The sequence below is a fragment of the Rhodoferax koreense genome, from assembly GCF_001955695.1.
Classification (GTDB): Bacteria; Pseudomonadota; Gammaproteobacteria; order Burkholderiales; family Burkholderiaceae_C; genus Rhodoferax_B; species Rhodoferax_B koreensis.
The window spans coordinates 5570802-5585577 of record NZ_CP019236.1 but is presented as its reverse complement, the minus strand read 5'-3'; the positions used below and the strand labels follow the sequence as shown (position 1 = coordinate 5585577).

Here is a 14776-nt window from a genome sequence, read left to right as displayed (position 1 = left end):
GGCCTCGCCTTGGCGAAGCTTCGAAATTTTTTTGAACGCCCGGATCGCAGCACCGCATTGCTTGATCGGGTCTTGATCGCATGGCAGGCCGTTCCCTGTGGCACGTTGCGTGCGAAACACAGCGGGTGCAGCCGATCAAGCCTTGACCGACCGCACCGCAGGCCATCCGTTCAACCCCATTGGAGTACCCCATGCCCAAAGTCACCAAGCCCGCCAACGCCAAGGGCGACTACCTCGTCGATTACGAAGAAAAGGTTTTCGAGGACGTGCAGGCCGAGCCCGGCGAGAAGGCGCTGGTCACCTTCCACACCGTGGCCTTCGAGGGCTCGATCGGTTTCGTCAACCTGCTGCAGGCCACGCGTCTGCAGCGAAAGGGTTTCGAGACCTCGATCCTGCTGTACGGCCCAGGCGTCACGCTCGGCGTGCAGCGCGGTTTCCCGACGCTCGGCGACGAAGCCTTTCCCGGCCACCAGAACTTCAACAACCAGATCACCAAGTTCATGGCCGAGGGCGGCAAGGTCTACGCGTGCCGCTTCGCACTGCAGGCGCTGTATGGCCACGGCGAAGGCTCGCTGATCCCCGGCATCCGCCCGATCGCGCCGCAGGATGTACTGGACATCGTGCTGCTGCACCGCAAGGCCAACGGCTTCATCCTGGACACCTGGACGTTGTAATGAACGCCGCCCGCACCACCAACACCGTGCGCGCCGCAGCGGTCCAGATCAGCCCGGACTTCGACAACCCCGAAGGCACGCTGATCAAGGTCTGCGCGGCGATCGACGAAGCCGCGGCGCGCGGCGCGCAGATCGCCGTGTTCCCCGAGACCTTTGTGCCCTACTACCCGTACTTCTCGTTCGTGCTGCCGCCGGTGCTGCAGGGCGAGCCGCACATGCGGTTGATCGAACGCGCGGTGGTGGTGCCCGGCCCGGTCACGGAGGCGGTGAGCGCGAAGGCGCGCGAACGCGGCGTGGTGGTGGTGCTCGGCGTGAACGAGCGCGACCACGGCAGCCTTTACAACACCCAGCTGGTCTTCGATGCCGACGGCAGCCTGCTGCTCAAGCGGCGCAAGATCACGCCCACCTACCACGAACGCATGGTCTGGGGCCAGGGCGACGGCGCGGGCCTGAAGGTGGTGGACACGGCGGTGGGCCGCGTCGGCGCGCTCGCCTGCTGGGAACACTACAACCCGTTGGCGCGCTACAGCCTGATGGCGCAGCATGAGGAGATCCACTGCGCGCAGTTCCCGGGTTCGCTGGTCGGGCCGATCTTCGCCGAGCAGATGGAAGTCACGATCCGCCACCACGCACTCGAATCCGGCTGTTTCGTCATCAATGCCACGGGCTGGCTCACCGATGCGCAGATCGCTGCCGTCACGCCGGATGTGGGCCTGCAGAAGGCACTGCGTGGCGGCTGCCACACGGCCATCATTTCGCCAGAGGGCAAACACCTCGCGCCGCCGCTCACCGAAGGCGAAGGCCTGGTGGTGGCCGACCTGGACATGCGCCTCATCACCAAGCGCAAACGCATGATGGATTCGGTGGGCCACTACGCGCGGCCCGAGCTGCTGAGCCTGGCCCTGAACGACGCGCCCGCCACCACCACCCGGCCGATGTTCGCCCCTGCCATTCAAGCCTCCACCCCAAGGACCCAAGATGACCACGACCGAAACACTCTCCAGCCGCCAGTTGATGACCGAGTTGCAGTCCTCCGGGTTGCGGCTGGCTGACACCACGGCGGGGGCGTCAAGCCGTCGCGGTGGCGCCGGGCCTTCCGACCACAAGGCCGTGACGGTGGACGGCCACACCATCATGGTGCCGGTGCACACCTCCGGCGCCTGGAGTTCGCCCTTCGTGGCGCAGGCGCCCGACGCCTCGGGCCGCAGCACGGTGATGCGCGGCAGCATCCCGATCGCCAGCATCAGCTTTCCCAGGCAGCCGCGCTTCTACGGCATGCAGACCTTCGACGGCGTGCCGTACTCGCACATCGCCACCCTGCACGGCAGCGACGTGCTGGCTACCACCGTGCTGCAGACCTGCATCCGCTACGAGAGCCGCAAGAAGACCTGCCAGTTCTGCGCCATCGGCCAGTCGCTCGCGGCCGGCCGCACCGTGGCCCGCAAGACGCCCGAGCAACTCGCAGAAGTGGCGCGCGCCGCCGTGCTGCTCGACGGCGTGAAACACATGGTGCTCACCACCGGCACGCCCAACGCCACCGACCGAGGCGCGCAAATACTTTGCGAAAGCGCGTTCGCCATCAAGGCCGCGGTGGACCTGCCGATCCAGGGCCAGTGTGAACCGCCCGACGACGACCGCTGGTTCGAGCGCATGAAGGCCGCCGGCATCGACACGCTGGGCATGCATCTGGAAGCCGTGACGCCGACCGTGCGTGCGCAGATCATGCCGGGCAAGGCCACGGTGCCGATCAGCCGCTACATGGAAGCCTTCGAAGCCTCGGTGCGCGTCTTCGGCCGCGGCCAGGTCAGCACCTACATCCTGGCCGGCCTGGGCGACACGCGCGAGGCCATCCTCGCCATGTGCGAACGCGTGCTGGCGCTCGGCGTGTACCCGTTCGTCGTGCCCTTCGTGCCGATCAGTGGCACGCCGCTCGAAGACCATCCGGCGCCATCGGCCACGTTCATGCGCGAACTGCTCGAGCCGCTGAGCGTGATGGTGGCCGCGGCCGGGCTGCGCTCTACCGACATCAAGGCCGGCTGCGGCAAGTGCGGTGCCTGTTCCACCCTGTCTGTCTACGAAAACTGAGGTGCCCGCCATGCATGCCGTTGAAGCCTACTGCGACCTGCCGCAAGATTTCGTGCCCAGCGAGTTCCGCATCAAGTGGGCCGATGGCACCTGGGAGCGGCAGGAAGCGCATCGCCTGCGCCGCGACGTGTTCTGCACCGAGCAGCGCTTGTTCGACGGTGACGACATCGACGTGATCGATGCCAGCGCCCAGCCGATCGTGGCCCGTGCCTGCATCGGCGGCATGGCCGACCAGGTGGTGGGCTGCGTGCGGATCCATGAGGCCGAGCCGGGCTTGTGGTGGGGCTCGCGACTCGCGGTGGACGCCGGCTTTCGCCGCAACGTGGGCCTGGCCACCACCTTGATCCGCCTGGCCGTGAGCAGCGCCCATGCCCGCGGCGCACAGATCTTCCTGGCCCATGTACAGAGCCAGAACCTCGCGCTGTTCGAACACCTGCACTGGTCCGCGCTGAAGCAGGAAATGCTGCATGGCCGCTCGCACCACCTGATGCAGGCCGACCTGGCGTTCTACCCGCCGTGTTACGACGTGATGACCGGCTACGTCGTGCGGCCGAAGGTCAAGGCATGAACGCCGCTGCATTGGCCGAAGCCCTGCGCGCGAGCCGCGGCTTCGCGCACAAGACCGACATCGCCGACGTGGTCTCGGCACTCGCCAGCTACCAGCCCGCCGCCGCCACGACCGCGGTGGCCGTCGGGGACGACTGCGCGGCGATTCCGTTCAACGACGCCGATGGCGAAGGCTACCTGCTGTTCGCCATCGAAGGCCTGGTCGAGGACTTCATCGCCCGCATGCCGTGGTTCGCCGGCTACTGCAGCGTGATGGTCAACGTGAGCGACATCTACGCCATGGGCGGCCGGCCGCTGGCCGTGGTCGATGCGCTGTGGAGCAAAGGCATGGACCCGGCCGCGCAGGTGCTCGAAGGCATGGCGACGGCTTCGCAACGCTACGGCGTGCCCATCGTCGGCGGCCACAGCAACAACCGCGCGATGCACGGGCAGCTTGCAGTCGCCATCCTCGGCCGCGCCCGTCGCCTGCTCACGAGCTTCAACGCGCGGCCTGGCGACCGGTTGGTGATGGCGGTGGATCTGCGAGGCGCGTACCAGGAGCCCTATCCGTACTGGAACGCATCGACAAGCGCGCCCGCCAGCCGCCTGCGTGCCGACCTGGAACTGCTGCCCGAGTTGGCCGAAACCGGCCTGTGCGATGCGGCCAAGGACATCAGCATGGCGGGTGTGGTCGGCACGGCGCTGATGCTGCTCGAATGTTCGAAGGTCGGCGCGCGCATCGACATCGGCGCGGTGCCGCGGCCGGCCGAGGTGCAGACCGAAGCGGAGTTGCTGCGCTGGCTCTGCGCGTTCCCGAGCTACGGCTTCGTCCTGAGCGTGCGGCCTGAACACACAGCGCAAGTGCTCGCGCGGTTCACCTCGCGCGGGCTGGCTTGCGCGGTGATCGGCGAAGTCACCGAAACCCCCGAGGTGTTGTTGACTCACGAAGGCGAACACGCCTTGTTGTGGAACGTGGCCGAACAAACCTTCATCACCGCGCGCGAGGCCTTGCATGCCTGAATCACTGCGCATTGCTTTGCTCACCCATTCCGTGAATCCACGCGGCGGCGTGGTCCATACGCTGGAGCTGGCCGAGGCGCTGCAGGCCGCAGGCCACGTGGTCACGGTGTTCGCGCCGGCCACGGCCGGCCAGCGGATGTTCCGTCCGGTGGCGTGCGAGCTGGTGCTCGTGCCCACGGCCCAGACCCTGCCCGGCGTGGAGGCCATGGTGGCGTCGCGCATCGCGGCTTTCGTCGCTTATTTCAGCGAACTGCTGCAGCACCGCAGCTTCGACCTGTTCCATGCGCAGGACAGCATCAGCGGCAACGCGTTGGCCAACCTGCGCGACCAGGGCCTGATCGAGGGCTTCGTGCGCACCGTGCACCACCTCGACGTGTTCGACAACCCGCGCCTCACGGCTTGGCAGCACCGGGCGTTCGCCGAGGCGCGGCAGGTCCTGTGTGTGAGCCGGGTCTGGCAGGACTTCCTGCGCGATGAACACGGCATCGAGGCCGGCCTGGTGCACAACGGCGTCAACCTGCGGCGCTACAGCCCGCGGCCCGAGCCCGGCGATGCGCGGGTGGCGGTGCGGCACGGCCTGCGTCCCGGGGGCGCCGTGGTGCTGGCCGTGGGTGGGGTGGAAGAGCGCAAGAACACCCGGCGCCTGCTCGCGGCCTTCGCCGCGCTGCAAGTGCGCCGGCCCGACACCCAGCTCGTGATCGCCGGCGGCGCCAGCCTGCTCGACCACGACGCTTATGCCCGGGCCTTCCAGGCCGACCTCGCCGCCAGCGGCTTGCGCCAGGGAACTGGCGAAGACGTCGTCCTGACGGGCCCGGTGCGCGATGCCGACATGCCGGCGCTGTTCCGCCTCGCCCGTGTGGTCGCCATGCCTTCTTTGCGCGAGGGCTTCGGCCTGGTGGTGCTGGAGGCGCTGGCCAGCGGCACACCGGTGGTCGTCTCCAACATCGCGCCGTTCACCGAATACCTGGGCGATGCGCCGGTCGCCTGGGCCGACCCGCTGGACGTGCCGTCCATCACGGCTGCGCTGGACACCGCGCTGCAGCGTGCGCCTTTCGCGCTGCCCGCCGTGTGCCGCCGCTTCTCGTGGCCGGCCAGCGCCGCCCAGCATCTCGCGCACTACCGCGCCCAACCTGTCCATTGCCAAGCCTGAACCGAGGAGCCCCATGCCTTCCATGCACTACATCCTGCGCTGGCCCGACCAGACCGAGACCACCTGTTATTCGCCTTCACTGGTGATCAAGGACTTCTTCACCACCGGCACGGCGTATCCGCTCGCCGAATTTTTGCCGCGTATCCGCCAGGCCACGCAGATCGCGTCCGACCGCGTCGAGGCCAAGTTCGGCTTCGCCTGTTCGCGCGCCAACGACCAACTGGCCGACATCGAACAACGCGCCGCGCGGTTCGACCCGCTGGCACCGGTCGAGATGCTGGCGTTCGAAGACGCCTGACCCCCCAATCCATCTTGAAGGACTTCGCCATGCCGACCCTCTCGCCCTCCCAACTCCCCAGCCACAGCAGCGTCGCCATCGTGGGCGGCGGCCAGGCCGGCCTGTCGCTGAGCTACCACCTGCAGCAGCGCGGCATCGACCATGTCGTGCTCGAAAAGCACCATGCCATGCATGCTTGGCAGAACCAGCGCTGGGACAACTTCTGCCTGGTCACGCCGAATTGGCAGTGCAAGCTGCCGGGCCATGAATACAGCGGTAGCGACCCGCACGGCTTCATGAAGAAGGACGAGATCAACGCCTACCTGGCCGGCTTCCGTGCCAAGGTGGATGCGCCGCTCATCGAAGGCGTCACCGTGCGCCGTGTCGCGCCTCGCGCGCAGCAGGCGGGCGGCGGCTTCGGTGTCTCCACATCGGCCGGCGACTTCACGGCCGACCAGGTGGTGGTGGCCAGCGGTGGTTACCACCTGCCGATCATTCCGCGCCTGGCCGAACGGCTGCCGGCCGGCATCACACAAGTCCACTCTGAGCAATACCGCAATGCGGCCTCGCTGCCCGAAGGCGCGGTGCTGGTCGTGGGCTCGGGCCAGTCGGGCTCGCAGATCGCCGAAGACCTGCACCTGGCCGGCCGCAAGGTCTTTCTTGCCGTCGGCAATGCGCCGCGCTGTGCCCGCTTCTACCGCGGCAAGGACGTGGTCGACTGGCTGGCCGACATGCACTACTACGACATGCCGGTGCACGAACATCCGCTGCGCGAAGGCGTGCGCGACAACACCAACCACTACGTGACCGGCCGCGACGGCGGGCGCGACATCGACCTGCGCCGCTTTGCCAGCGAAGGCATGGAGCTCTATGGCGTTTTGAAGGGCCTCGAGGGCACGACGCTGCAGTTCGCCTGCGACCTCGCGCGGAGCCTGGACCAGGCCGACCAGGTCTACAACGGCATCAATGCCTCCATTGATAAATACATCGAGAAGAATGGCATCGCGACCACCGAGCCAGCTTCCGTCTACCAGGCTACCTGGGTACCCGCGCAGGAGCGCGCCACGCTGGACCTGGCGGCGGCCGGCATCACGGCCATCGTCTGGTGCATCGGCTTTCAGCCCGACTTCCGCTGGGTCGAGGCGCCGGTGTTCGATGGCCGCGGCCATCCGGGCCATGTGCGTGGCGTGACGCAGCAGCCGGGCCTGTATTTCCTTGGCCTGCCCTGGCTCTACACCTGGGGCTCGGGCCGCTTCTCGGGTGTGGCGCGCGACGCGCTGTACCTGGCGGAGAAGATCGACGCACTGCGGCTCAGGGAGGAAGAGCCGAATGAAAGCGCAGAGGACATGCCGGCCTATTCGTGATCGGCGCGCACTTCAACCAAGCTTCAGGTTTACGTTCTTGGTGTAGGTGAACTCCAGCAACTCGGCGAAACACTCCTCGCGGCCGATGCCCGACTGCTTCACGCCGCCGAACGGCGCGCCCATGAAGTGCTGGCTCGCGTTATTGATCCACACATAACCCGTCAGGATGCGTTTGGCCGCGCGGTGGGCGGTGTTGAGATCCCGCGTCCAGATCGAGCCGGTGAGGCCGAAGTCCACACCGTTGACCTGGTCGAACAAGGCGTCCTCGTCGCGCCACTTGAAGACCGACATCACCGGGCCGAACACCTCTTCGCGCGCGAGCCGCATGTGCGGCTGCATGTCGGCGAAGACAGTGGCCTCGTAGAAGAAGCCGTCCTTCAGCGCCGGGTCATCCGGTTGCCGGCCACCGCAAACCAGGCGGCCGCCGTCCTCCAGGCCGGCGGCCACGTAGCGCTGCACCTTCTCGAGCTGCGCCCGGCTCACGAGCGAGCCCATGGTGGTTTTCGGGTCCGTGGGAATGCCGGGCCGGTGCCGCTCGGGCAGCAGCTTCACCACGCGGGCCAGCACTTCGTCGTGCAGTGACTCGTGCAGGAAGACGCGGCTGGTGGAGCCGCAGCTCTGGCCCGACCAGGTGAAGTTCATGCCAGCGATGATGCCGTTCACGAGCTTGTCGATGTCGGCGTCCGGATATGCAATGAGCGCGTTTTTGCCGCCAAGCTCGAGCAGCACCGGCTTCAGGCTGTCGGCCGCGGTCTTCATCACCGCCTTGCCCGTGGGCACGCCGCCGATGAGCGTGATCTTGCGCACCAGCGGATGGCGTCCCAGCGCTTCGCCGCAATCGCGGCCGCCGCACAGGAAGTTGGCCACGCCGGGCGGGAACACATGCCCCACCAGCTCGGCCAGCCGCAGCGTGGACAGCGGAGCCTGGTCGGGCGCCTTCACCACCACGGTATTGCCCGCCGCCAAAGGCGCGGCCAGGCGGGCCGCGGCGAACATCAGCGGGTGGTTGTAGGCCACGATGCGGGCGACCACGCCCAGCGGCTCCTGCAGCGTGTAGTTGAAGTTGCCGTCGCCCATCGGAATGGTTTCGCCCTTGATCTCGGTGGCCAGGCCGGCGAAGTACTCCAGGCAATCTGCCGCGAAGCCCGCGTCCATGGCCAGCGCCGAAACGGGGTTGCCGTTGTTCAACGCATCGAGCTGGGCCAGGGGCTGGCCATGTTCGCGCAGGATGGCGGCGGCGCGGCGCAGGTAGCGGCCGCGCTCCACCGGCGGTGTCGCGGCCCAGGCGGGAAACGCGGTATGCGCGGCCTGCACCGCAGCGTCCACGTCGTCGGCATCGGCCAGCGGGGCCTGGGTGATGGCTTCGTCGTAGCAGGGGTTGATGGTGTCGGCAAAGGCGCCGGCCTTGGGGGCGTGCCAGGCGCCGCCGTAGTACAGGCCGCGCTGCGTGGGCAGGATGCCATCGGGAATTTCGTGTCTGCGCATCGTGGGCTCCTCAATCCTTGGAACGTGTCATGCCGGCGGTCATGGCCGGGCTGTAGCCGGTCTGCACCACCACGTCGATCACCACCGTCTCGCCCTGTTGCACGGCGGCGATGGCACCGGGCAGCAGGCTGGCGAGTTCGGCCGCGTCCTGCACCGGGCCGAAGCCGGTGAGGCCCTGGCCGCGCGCCATCATGGCGAGATCGGGCGCCGGGTCGCTGATGCGCTGGCCGATCCAGCGGTTTTCCACCGGCCGGTGGCGCTGGCGCGCCACGCGTTCCTGGTGCAGCTCGTCGTTGAAGAAGGAGCGGTTGTTGCACACGATCACCAGCATCGGGATGCGCGCGTTGGCCGCCGTCCACAGCGCGTTCACGCCCATCATGTAGTCGCCGTCGCCGATGATGGCCACCGGCAGCCGGTCGCTGCCCTTGAGCGCCAGCGCCGAGCCGATGGCCATGCCCGGGCCGGAACCGATGCCGCCGCCGCCGTCGTAGCCGAGGAAGTCCAGCGGGTGCCGGAAGTCCCACATCTCGCCGCTCCAGCTCAGCGGCAGGCGCATCAGGCAGACCTTGCGCTCGCCCACGGCCTCGCGCACCGTGGCGGCCAGTGTGGCCACCGACATCAGGCCCGGCCCGGCCGCCGGTGCCGCGAGTGCAGGGCGTGGGCTCACTTCGAGCCTGGGCCTTGGCTGGACCAGCGGGTTCAGCAAGGCCACGGCCGGCTCCGGCTCGCACAGCAGGAACAGGTCCACCGGCGGCAGCCCCTGGTGGTCCATGCTCCAGCCGTTGTGGATGTAGTGGTCGACCGACACCTGGATGACCTTGCTGCCCACGGGCTCGTCGCCCCAGGCCTGTTTGAGCGTGCCGGCCAGGTCGAGCCAGTCCAGGCTCAGCACCACGTCGGCGCGGCGCAGAACTTCCTGCGACGTCGGGTTCAGGAACGCCCCGCTGGGCGCGGCGTGCAGGGGATGGTCGGTCGGGAAGGCCGCGCCGACCTTCAGGTCGGTGAGCACCTCGGCCTGCAGCGTCTCGGCCAGTTGCACACGCTGTGCCCAGGCCTGCTCGTCGCGGTTGACGCGGCCCATCAGGATCACCGGACGGCGCGCGCCGGACAACCAGTCCGCGGCTTGTTTCAGCAGCTCGTCCGAAGGCCGGGCAGGTGGCGGCGCGAGATAACGCGAGGGCGCTGGCAGCGCCGCCTTGCCGGGCAGCCTGGATTCCTGCAGCGCCGCGTCGAAACACACATAGACGGGGCCCTGCGGCGCGGTGGTGGCGATCTGACGCGCGCGCAGCAGGGCTTCTTGCGCCGCCGGGATGGACGCGGGCTGCGCGTCCCATTTGGTGAAGTTGCGCACCAGCGCGCCCTGGTCCTGCGCGGTGTGGATCCAGTCGATCCAGGGGCGCCGCTTGTGCGCGTCCACCGGGCCGGTGGCGCCGAGCACGATCACCGGCACACGGTCGGCCCAGGCGTCGAAGATGGCCATGCTGCCGTGCATCAGGCCCACGTTGCTGTGCAGGATGGCGATCAGCGGCTTGCCGGTCACCTTGGTGTAGCCGTGGGCGATGGCCACGGCGTGTTCCTCGTGCAGCACCACCACCATCTGCGGCTTCTCGTTGCCGAGGTGGTTGACCAGGCTGTCGTGCAGGCCGCGGAAGCTGGCCCCCGGGTTGAGCAGCACGTAGGGAATGTCCATCGCGCGCAGCATCTCGGCGATGGCGTCGCTGCCCCAGACGGTGTCGTCCGGCTCGGAGGGGTGCGGGATGTCGCGGCGCACGGCCGGCGTGGAAAGAGACGTCATGGTGTTCCTGAAGGGAAGGTGAGGAAAGGGCGCCGCGCTTATTCGGGCACGATGTTGGCGGCCTTGATCACGGCGGCCCAGCGCTTCTGGTCGCTGGCGATCAGGGCGCTGAATTCGGCTGGCGTGCTGGTCTCGGCATAGATGCCCTGCTCTGCCAGCTTGGCGCGCACGTCGGGCAAGGCCAGTGAGCGGCGCAACTCGGCGTTGAGCTTGGCGATGATGGGCTGCGGCGTCTTCGCCGGTGCCACCATGCCGATCCAGATGTCGCTCTCGTAGTTGGGCACGGTCTCGGCGATGGTCGGCACGCCGGGCAGCAGGGCTTCGAGCCGCTGGGTGCCGGTGGTGCCGAGCGCGCGGATCTTGCCGCTGCGGATGTGCGGCAGCGCGGAGTTGATCGGGCAGAACATCACGTCCACCGTGCCGCCGAGCACATCCACCAGCGCCGGCGCGGAGCCCTTGTAGGGAATCTGCGTGAGCCGCGTGCCGGTCATCGACTTGAACACCTCCGCCGCCATGTGCTGCGGGCTGCCCGCGCCGGCCGAGGCATAGGTGAACTTGTCGGGTGCGGCCTTGGCCTGGGTGATCAGGTCGGCCACCGAGGTCGCGCTGACCTTGCTCGACACCACCAGCACCATCGGGACGCGGCCCATCATCGAGATGCCCTGCAGGTCACGCTGCACGTCGAATGGCAGCTTGGGGTAGAGCACGGGGTTCACCGCCACCGTCTGGTTCGGCGCCACCGCGATGGTGTAGCCGTCGGCCTCGACACGCGACATGAATTCGGTGGCGATGTTGCCGGCCGCGCCTGGCTTGTTGTCCACCACCACGGGCTGCCCGAAGGCCTCGGCCATCTTTTGGCCCAGCACGCGCGCGAGCACGTCGTTGGAGCCGCCCGGCGGCAGCGGCACGACGATGTGGATGGGCTTGTTCGGAAAGTCCTGCGGCTGGGCCTGGACAGCCGTCGCCGTGGCGAACACACAGGCCGCGATGGCCCATGCGCGATGGTTGAGTTTCATGTCTGTCTCCGATGTTTTGACGAGCGCCAGCGCATCCTAGGGAGACGTTCAAGAACATTCAATCTTGAACTTTGAATCAATGTGACCGTTCTACGGCGACGCTGGTTCCTCCACGAACTTGGCGCGGGGGCGCAGCAACGTGCCGGAGGCGCGCTGCTCCTGCACGTGCGCCACCCATCCTGCGATGCGGCCCAGCGCGAAGAGCGCGGCCGGGGCCTGCGGCGGCAGTTCCATGGCGCGGGCCAGCACCACCAGCGCGAACTCCTGCCGCGGCAGCAAGCCCGTGCTGGCGTGGATGTCTTCGAGGAAGCGGAAGATGGAACGCAGCTCCCGCGTCTGCTGGCCGCGTGCGCGCGCGAGGGCCAGCAGCTGCGCCGCGCGCGGGTCGCCCTGCGGGTAGAGCGGGTGGTCGAAACCCGGCACGCTCTGCCCTTGCGCATGCAGCCGCAGTGCGCGGTTGAGCAGCACGGTGCGCGTCTGCGGGCGGCCGAGGAAGGCCTCCACGCGTTCGTACATCCGTCCCACTTCGACACCCGAGGTGGCGCACAGCGCCGAGGCCAGGCAACTGTGCAGCGTACCGCCGGCCGAGGCCACCACCCGCGCGCCCAGGGTGCCGGGTGGCAGTTCGTGGTCGGCCATCAGGATCAGGATGTGGCGCAGTGCCGCGCGGTTCTCATCGGTCGAAGACATGCCGAGCGCGGCGATCAGCCCTTCGACGATGTCCTCGCCGGCCTGCATCGGCCGGTAGCGGCGCGCGGGCCCGAGGAAGCCGCAACTGGCGACCACCGCCTGCATGATTTCGCGCGCCGCGGGCAGCGTGCGTCCTTGCTGCAGCCGTTCCGCCACCGGGCCGCGGCGCATGCCCAGCATCAACACCACCAGGGCGAAGGTCTCGAGGATGTTGTCGCGCGCCTGCAGCGCGCCCAGTGTCTCGGTGAGGCCCAGCAGTTCCGCGCCGGGCGGCTGCACCGGCCATGGCGGCCGTTCGTGCAGGACACCCGACCACAACAGTTCGGCCACCGTCTCGAACGACGCCGTGCTGCGCGCCAGGTCGGCGGCGAGGTGGCCGCGGTAGCGCGGCCCCTGCGGCGTGATCTCGGTGATCGAGGTGGGAAAGATCGGCTCGCCCCAGTTCATGGCCGCGGCGGCCACCGCACCATGTCCGGCGCGCGCGGCCGAGCGCATGCCCACGCGGGCGATGTCGTCGCGCAGGTAGAGGTGCGACTTCTGGCCCTTCTGCGGCACGCTGCGGATCCAGCCCCGGCTGACGTAGGCGTACAGCGTCTGCTGCCGCACGTTCAGCAGTTGCATCGCTTCGGCCGCGCTGGCATAGGCGCTGCGCGGCTCGGGCGGGGGCTGTGGCTTGTCGGACTTCACTTCATGGCAAAAGCAGCGGGCGGCCGGTGACGGCACTTCAGCGCAACACGATCACGCCGATGCCCAGCAGGGTCATGCCGCAGCCGGCCAACGTGCGCGGCGTGATCGGGTCATGATTCTGCCGCAGCCAGTGGCTCAGCGGGAACACCAGCAGCGGCGTGCACAGCGTGATCAGCGTGGCAATGGACAAGGGGATGTAGCGCATCGAGGCGATGCTGCACATCTGGGCCGAGATGGTGGTCACGCCCAGCAGCGCGAAACAGCCCAGGCCGCCGCGGCTGGCGGTGCAGAGGCGGCGCAGCAGGCCGGCCTTGTCGCGCATGAACAGCAGGTGCAGCGCCAGCCCGCACAGGGCGCCGACGAGCGCACCGAGCACCGGCTCGTTCCATCGGCGGATGCCCATGCCGCGCAACACATTGCCTGCCGCGTAGGCCAGCGAACTGCACAGGCCCAGGAACAGCACCGACTGCAGCAGGCGCGTGCGCCGGTCCAGGGGCGGCGAGGCGGGTGCGTCGGCTTCGGCCACGATCGCTTTCGCCACGCCGGGCTTGAGGCTGACCAGCACCAGGCCGGCCACCGTCAGCAGCATGCCGGTGGCCACGGCGGGGCTGAGCGATTCGCCCAGCAAGGCCCAGGCGATCAGTGCCGTGAACAACGGGCTGCTGACCTGGAACACGCTGGCCTTGGCCGGGCCGAAGCGCACGACCGATTCGTAGAAGAACCAGCGCCCCAGGTAGGTGGCGAAGAAGCCGGCCAGTGCGAACAGCCAGAAAGCCATGGCGTTCCAGGTGACGGCCTCGCCGCGCAGCAGCCACTGCACGCCCAGCACCGCGGCGGAGAACACCACGTTGACGAAAGTGGCCACCACGAAGCCCAGCCCGAGGTCGAGCCGCTTCGCGGCGGCCTTGGTGACCAGTGTCCCGGCGGTGAAGAGCAGCAGCGCGGCGCTGGCGAGCGCGAGGCCCAGCGTGGTGTCGGACATCGGCGCGCGCTCAGATCTTGAACGACTCCAGCGACTCCGGCGCAAACAGCTCTTTCGGCTCCAGCAGCCGTTTCGACAGTCCCTGCTCGAAGTGGTAGCGCAGGAAGGTGCGCAGGGTCGCCTCGTTCTTCTCGAAGCCATAGGGCCAGAAGTCGGCGCCCATTTCACGCTTGACCTGTTCGACATGCGAGGTGAGCCAGGGCAGCATGGCTTTCAGCGCGGCGGTCTCATACAGGTCCTCGTAGGTGCGGCGCTGCGATTCCTCCAGCGCCTTCATGAGCGAACGCGCGATCCAGCGGTTGGCCTCGTACACGTCGCGGCGCATGGCGATGGTGTGCATGATCGGGAACATCTTCGTTTCCTGGAAGTAGTTGCGCTCGACCTGCTCGTAGTCCTCGAACAGGCGTTTCACGCGGCCGCCCCCCTTGAGGAAGCTCGACGGCATGCGGGCCGTGTAGAGCGCGTCGATCTCGCCGTCCAGCAGCATCTGCGCCAGCGTCTGGTCGGGGCCGATGCTCTGCACCTTGATGTTGGGCGGCAGGTCGAGCTTGACCTTCTCGGAACGGCCGGGCTCTTCCTCGCCGCCGGTGAAGTAGGTGACGCTGTCCACCGGCACGCCGTAGTGGTCAGACAGGATGCCGCGGATCCAGACCGGCGCGGTCATCTGGTACTCGGGGTTGCCCACGCGTTTGCCGATCAGGTCCTTCGCCTCGCGGATGCCCGCGTTGGCGTTGACGTAGATGCACGAGTGCCGGAAGAAGCGCGAGGGGAACACCGGGATGGCGACGAAGGGCCGCTCGGGCTTGTGCATCTGCACCGAGAATGACGACAGCGACATCTCGGCCACGTCGAATTCCTGGTGCCGCAGCATGCGGAAGAAGGTTTCCTCCACCGGCATGTTGAGGTAGTTGAGGTCGATGCCGTCGGGCACGACGCTGCCGTCCATGAGCGCACGCGTGCGGTCGTAGTTCCAGCAGCCGAAGGTGAGTTTCAGTTTGGACATGG

14 protein-coding genes are annotated in these 14776 nt (G+C 68.1%); 8 read left to right on the top strand and 6 right to left on the bottom strand.

Annotation, left to right across the window (positions count from 1 at the left end; all coding sequences use genetic code 11):
• The first annotated feature begins 191 nt into the window (after window positions 1-191).
• From RD110_RS25815 to RD110_RS25780, 8 genes are read left to right on the top strand one after another with little or no spacing between them, the layout of a single operon-like run.
• Window positions 192-674 carry an MSMEG_0572/Sll0783 family nitrogen starvation response protein gene (locus RD110_RS25815; RefSeq protein WP_076203660.1) on the top strand — a complete coding sequence of 161 codons (483 nt, stop codon included), beginning with the start codon at window positions 192-194 and terminating at the stop codon, window positions 672-674.
• The gene (locus RD110_RS25810; protein ID WP_076203657.1) at window positions 674-1726 is read left to right on the top strand and encodes a Nit6803 family nitrilase; all 1053 of its coding nucleotides are present in this window, start codon (window positions 674-676) and stop codon (window positions 1724-1726) included. The genes RD110_RS25815 and RD110_RS25810 overlap by 1 nt, the downstream gene beginning before the upstream one ends.
• A complete protein-coding gene (locus RD110_RS25805; RefSeq protein ID WP_076203654.1) occupies window positions 1689-2759 on the top strand; it encodes an MSMEG_0568 family radical SAM protein in 1071 nt (356 codons plus the stop codon). The genes RD110_RS25810 and RD110_RS25805 overlap by 38 nt, the downstream gene beginning before the upstream one ends.
• 10 nt (window positions 2760-2769) lie before the next feature.
• Window positions 2770-3327, top strand: a complete 558-nt coding sequence (locus RD110_RS25800; RefSeq protein WP_076205711.1) for an MSMEG_0567/Sll0786 family nitrogen starvation N-acetyltransferase — start codon at window positions 2770-2772, stop codon at window positions 3325-3327.
• The gene (locus tag RD110_RS25795) at window positions 3324-4325 is read left to right on the top strand and encodes a sll0787 family AIR synthase-like protein (protein WP_076203652.1); all 1002 of its coding nucleotides are present in this window, start codon (window positions 3324-3326) and stop codon (window positions 4323-4325) included. Before RD110_RS25800 ends, RD110_RS25795 begins: the two co-directional genes overlap by 4 nt.
• Window positions 4318-5475, top strand: a complete 1158-nt coding sequence (locus RD110_RS25790) for an MSMEG_0565 family glycosyltransferase (protein WP_076203650.1) — start codon at window positions 4318-4320, stop codon at window positions 5473-5475. The genes RD110_RS25795 and RD110_RS25790 overlap by 8 nt, the downstream gene beginning before the upstream one ends.
• A 13-nt stretch (window positions 5476-5488) precedes the next feature.
• Complete coding sequence (locus RD110_RS25785; protein ID WP_076203648.1) at window positions 5489-5773, top strand: MSMEG_0570 family nitrogen starvation response protein; 285 nt, start codon at window positions 5489-5491, stop codon at window positions 5771-5773.
• A 29-nt stretch (window positions 5774-5802) separates the two neighbouring features.
• Window positions 5803-7116, top strand: coding sequence for an MSMEG_0569 family flavin-dependent oxidoreductase (locus tag RD110_RS25780; RefSeq protein ID WP_076205708.1), 1314 nt, complete (start codon window positions 5803-5805; stop codon window positions 7114-7116).
• A 12-nt stretch (window positions 7117-7128) separates the two neighbouring features.
• Here the strand turns inward: RD110_RS25780 and RD110_RS25775 are convergent, their stop codons facing one another.
• The 6 genes from RD110_RS25775 to RD110_RS25750 form a co-directional block, all read right to left on the bottom strand.
• Window positions 7129-8601, bottom strand: coding sequence for an aldehyde dehydrogenase family protein (locus tag RD110_RS25775; RefSeq protein WP_076203646.1), 1473 nt, complete (start codon window positions 8599-8601; stop codon window positions 7129-7131).
• Between the two features lie 10 nt (window positions 8602-8611).
• The gene (locus RD110_RS25770; protein ID WP_076203644.1) at window positions 8612-10396 is read right to left on the bottom strand and encodes a thiamine pyrophosphate-binding protein; all 1785 of its coding nucleotides are present in this window, start codon (window positions 10394-10396) and stop codon (window positions 8612-8614) included.
• A 38-nt stretch (window positions 10397-10434) separates the two neighbouring features.
• Window positions 10435-11412 (bottom strand): Bug family tripartite tricarboxylate transporter substrate binding protein, encoded by a 978-nt coding sequence (locus RD110_RS25765; RefSeq protein ID WP_076203641.1) that lies wholly within the window; start codon window positions 11410-11412, stop codon window positions 10435-10437.
• A gap of 90 nt (window positions 11413-11502) precedes the next feature.
• Window positions 11503-12789, bottom strand: a complete 1287-nt coding sequence (locus RD110_RS25760; protein WP_239467126.1) for a citrate/2-methylcitrate synthase — start codon at window positions 12787-12789, stop codon at window positions 11503-11505.
• A gap of 37 nt (window positions 12790-12826) precedes the next feature.
• Entirely contained in the window at window positions 12827-13771 is a 945-nt protein-coding gene (locus RD110_RS25755; RefSeq protein WP_076203638.1) for a DMT family transporter, read from the bottom strand.
• Between the two features lie 10 nt (window positions 13772-13781).
• Window positions 13782-14774, bottom strand: coding sequence for a substrate-binding domain-containing protein (locus RD110_RS25750; protein ID WP_076205703.1), 993 nt, complete (start codon window positions 14772-14774; stop codon window positions 13782-13784).
• Between the last annotated feature and the right edge of the window lie 2 nt (window positions 14775-14776).

What these genes read in the sequence shown, in the direction of transcription:
- RD110_RS25815 (WP_076203660.1), top strand. Translation starts at nt 192, where the DNA reads ATGCCCAAAGTCACCAAGCCCGCCAACGCCAAGGGCGACTACCTCGTC.
- RD110_RS25810 (WP_076203657.1), top strand. Translation starts at nt 674, where the DNA reads ATGAACGCCGCCCGCACCACCAACACCGTGCGCGCCGCAGCGGTCCAG.
- RD110_RS25805 (WP_076203654.1), top strand. Translation starts at nt 1,689, where the DNA reads ATGACCGAGTTGCAGTCCTCCGGGTTGCGGCTGGCTGACACCACGGCG.
- RD110_RS25800 (WP_076205711.1), top strand. Translation starts at nt 2,770, where the DNA reads ATGCATGCCGTTGAAGCCTACTGCGACCTGCCGCAAGATTTCGTGCCC.
- RD110_RS25795 (WP_076203652.1), top strand. Translation starts at nt 3,324, where the DNA reads ATGAACGCCGCTGCATTGGCCGAAGCCCTGCGCGCGAGCCGCGGCTTC.
- RD110_RS25790 (WP_076203650.1), top strand. Translation starts at nt 4,318, where the DNA reads ATGCCTGAATCACTGCGCATTGCTTTGCTCACCCATTCCGTGAATCCA.
- RD110_RS25785 (WP_076203648.1), top strand. Translation starts at nt 5,489, where the DNA reads ATGCCTTCCATGCACTACATCCTGCGCTGGCCCGACCAGACCGAGACC.
- RD110_RS25780 (WP_076205708.1), top strand. Translation starts at nt 5,803, where the DNA reads ATGCCGACCCTCTCGCCCTCCCAACTCCCCAGCCACAGCAGCGTCGCC.
- RD110_RS25775 (WP_076203646.1), bottom strand. Translation starts at nt 8,601, where the DNA reads ATGCGCAGACACGAAATTCCCGATGGCATCCTGCCCACGCAGCGCGGC.
- RD110_RS25770 (WP_076203644.1), bottom strand. Translation starts at nt 10,396, where the DNA reads ATGACGTCTCTTTCCACGCCGGCCGTGCGCCGCGACATCCCGCACCCC.
- RD110_RS25765 (WP_076203641.1), bottom strand. Translation starts at nt 11,412, where the DNA reads ATGAAACTCAACCATCGCGCATGGGCCATCGCGGCCTGTGTGTTCGCC.
- RD110_RS25755 (WP_076203638.1), bottom strand. Translation starts at nt 13,771, where the DNA reads ATGTCCGACACCACGCTGGGCCTCGCGCTCGCCAGCGCCGCGCTGCTG.
- RD110_RS25750 (WP_076205703.1), bottom strand. Translation starts at nt 14,774, where the DNA reads ATGTCCAAACTGAAACTCACCTTCGGCTGCTGGAACTACGACCGCACG.